The organism is Secundilactobacillus angelensis, assembly GCF_012641075.1.
GTDB lineage: Bacteria > Bacillota > Bacilli > Lactobacillales > Lactobacillaceae > Secundilactobacillus > Secundilactobacillus angelensis.
Map to the genome: position 1 here is coordinate 1 of NZ_JAAXLJ010000043.1, position 3,186 is coordinate 3,186.

1 rRNA gene is annotated in these 3,186 nt (G+C 50.3%); it reads left to right on the forward strand.

The features are described 5' to 3' along the window. Positions 1-153 precede the first annotated feature (153 nt). Positions 154-3,071, forward strand: a 23S ribosomal RNA gene (locus HC026_RS12210). The last annotated feature ends 115 nt before the right edge of the window (positions 3,072-3,186 follow it).

Consider the following 3,186-nt stretch of genomic DNA (forward strand, 5'->3'; position numbering starts at 1 on the left):
AATTGGTTCTTTGAAAACTAGATAATATCAATTTTCTTTTATATTAATTAATTTCATTAATTAAGCCGAGAACACCGCGTATTTTGAGTTTTTTATTAGTAAAGTTTATTTACTTCGCGTAATACTCAATTAACAGCATCACGTTAGTGATGAGGTTAAGTTATAAAGGGCGCATGGTGAATGCCTTGGCACTAGGAGCCGATGAAGGACGGGACTAACACCGATATGCTTCGGGGAGCTGTACGTAAGCTTTGATCCGGAGATTTCCGAATGGGGAAACCCAATCATCTTAGTCGATGATTAATGCTTAGTGAATACATAGCTAAGTATTGGCAGACGTGGGGAACTGAAACATCTAAGTACCCACAGGAAGAGAAAGCAATTGCGATTCCCATAGTAGCGGCGAGCGAAGTGGGAACAGCCCAAACCAGGAAGCTTGCTTCCTGGGGTTGTAGGACTGAACATTTGAGTTACCAAAGCAACGGATAGTCGAACGGTTTGGGAAGACCGGCCATAGCGGGTGATAGCCCCGTAGACGAAATTTGTTGCCCTCAGTTCAGGATCCTGAGTACGGCCAGACACGTGAAACCTGGTCGGAATCCGGGAGGACCATCTCCCAAGGCTAAATACTCCCTAGTGACCGATAGTGAACCAGTACCGTGAGGGAAAGGTGAAAAGCACCCCGGAAGGGGAGTGAAATAGTTCCTGAAACCATGTGCCTACAATTAGTTGGAGCCCGTTAATGGGTGACAGCGTGCCTTTTGTAGAATGAACCGGCGAGTTACGTTAACATGCAAGGTTAAGATGAAAAGTCGGAGCCGTAGCGAAAGCGAGTCTGAAACGGGCGTTTCAGTATGTTGATGTAGACCCGAAACCAGGTGACCTACCCATGTCCAGGGTGAAGGTGCGGTAAAACGCACTGGAGGCCCGAACCCGTGTACGTTGAAAAGTGCTGGGATGAGGTGTGGGTAGCGGTGAAATTCCAAACGAACTTGGAGATAGCTGGTTCTCTCCGAAATAGCTTTAGGGCTAGCCTCGGAAAGAGAATCGTGGAGGTAGAGCACTGTTTGGACTAGGGGCCCGTCACGGGTTACTGAATTCAGATAAACTCCGAATGCCATAGATTTATATCCGGGAGTCAGACGGTGAGTGATAAGATCCATCGTCGAAAGGGGAACAGCCCAGACCACCAATTAAGGTCCCTAAGTGTATCCTAAGTGGAAAAGGCGGTGGAGTTGCATAGACAGCTAGGATGTTGGCTCAGAAGCAGCCACCATTTAAAGAGTGCGTAATAGCTCACTAGCCGAGTGATTCTGCGCCGAAAATGTACCGGGGCTAAGGATACCACCGAAATTGTGGATGCAACCAATAGGTTGCGTGATAGGAGAGCGTTCTAAGGGCGGTGAAGCTAGATCGCAAGGACTAGTGGAGCGCTTAGAAGTGAGAATGCCGGTATGAGTAGCGAAAGATCAGTGAGAATCTGATCCACCGAATGACTAAGGTTTCCTGGGGAAGGCTCGTCCTCCCAGGGTTAGTCGGGACCTAAGTCGAGGCCGCAAGGCGTAGACGATGGCCAACAGGTTGATATTCCTGTACTAGTAAGATATGTTTGAGCGATGGAGGGACGCAGGAGGCTAAGCCGTGCGCACTGTTGGATATGTGCGTTCAAGCAGCAAGTCTGGTTGTTAGTTAAATGCTTTCAACCGGGTAGACAAGCTGTGATGAGGACCGAATTTAAGTAGGGAAGTGGCTGACGTCACACTGCCGAGAAAAGCTTCTAGTGAGTATCTTACTACCCGTACCGCAAACCGACACAGGTAGTCGAGGAGAGGATCCTAAGGTGAGCGAGTGAACTCTCGTTAAGGAACTCGGCAAAATGACCCCGTAACTTCGGGAGAAGGGGTGCTGCACGCAAGTGCAGCCGCAGTGAAGAGGCCCAGGCGACTGTTTATCAAAAACACAGGTTTCTGCAAAATCGTAAGATGACGTATAGGGGCTGACGCCTGCCCGGTGCTGGAAGGTTAAGTGGATGAGTTAGCTTCGGCGAAGCCCAGAAATGAAGCCCCAGTAAACGGCGGCCGTAACTATAACGGTCCTAAGGTAGCGAAATTCCTTGTCGGGTAAGTTCCGACCCGCACGAAAGGCGTAACGATCTGGGCACTGTCTCAACGAGAGACTCGGTGAAATTATATTACCTGTGAAGATGCAGGTTACCCGCGACAGGACGGAAAGACCCCATGGAGCTTTACTATAGCTTGATATTGGGTGTTGACACAACTTGTACAGGATAGGTCGGAGCCGTAGAAACCGGAACGCTAGTTTCGGTGGAGGCGCTGGTGGGATACGACCCTTGTTGTGTGAACACTCTAACCCGCGCCACTTAGCGTGGCGGGAGACAGTGTCAGGTGGGTAGTTTGACTGGGGCGGTCGCCTCCCAAAAAGTAACGGAGGCGCCCAAAGGTTCCCTCAGAATGGTTGGAAATCATTCGTAGAGTGTAAAGGCACAAGGGAGCTTGACTGCGAGACAGACAGGTCGAGCAGGGACGAAAGTCGGGCTTAGTGATCCGGCGGTACCGTATGGAAGGGCCGTCGCTCAACGGATAAAAGCTACCCTGGGGATAACAGGCTTATCTCCCCCAAGAGTCCACATCGACGGGGAGGTTTGGCACCTCGATGTCGGCTCATCGCATCCTGGGGCTGTAGTCGGTCCCAAGGGTTGGGCTGTTCGCCCATTAAAGCGGTACGCGAGCTGGGTTCAGAACGTCGTGAGACAGTTCGGTCCCTATCCGTCGCGGGCGTAGGAAATTTGAGAGGAGCTGTTCCTAGTACGAGAGGACCGGAATGGACACACCGCTGGTGTATCAGTTGTGCCGCCAGGCGCATTGCTGAGTAGCTATGTGTGGATGAGATAAACGCTGAAAGCATCTAAGTGTGAAACTCGCCTCAAGATGAGATTTCCCATTCCTTTATGGAAGTAAGACCCCTGAGAGATGATCAGGTAGATAGGCTAGAAGTGGAAGTGCAGCGATGTACGGAGCGGACTAGTACTAATCGGTCGAGGACTTAACCACGAGTAGTGGTGTTCATCGGTAAGAAAATTGATATTAGCTAGTTTTGAGAGCACCAGTTCTCAATAGTGTGGTGGCGATAGCCTGAAGGATACACCTGTTCCCATGCCGAACACAG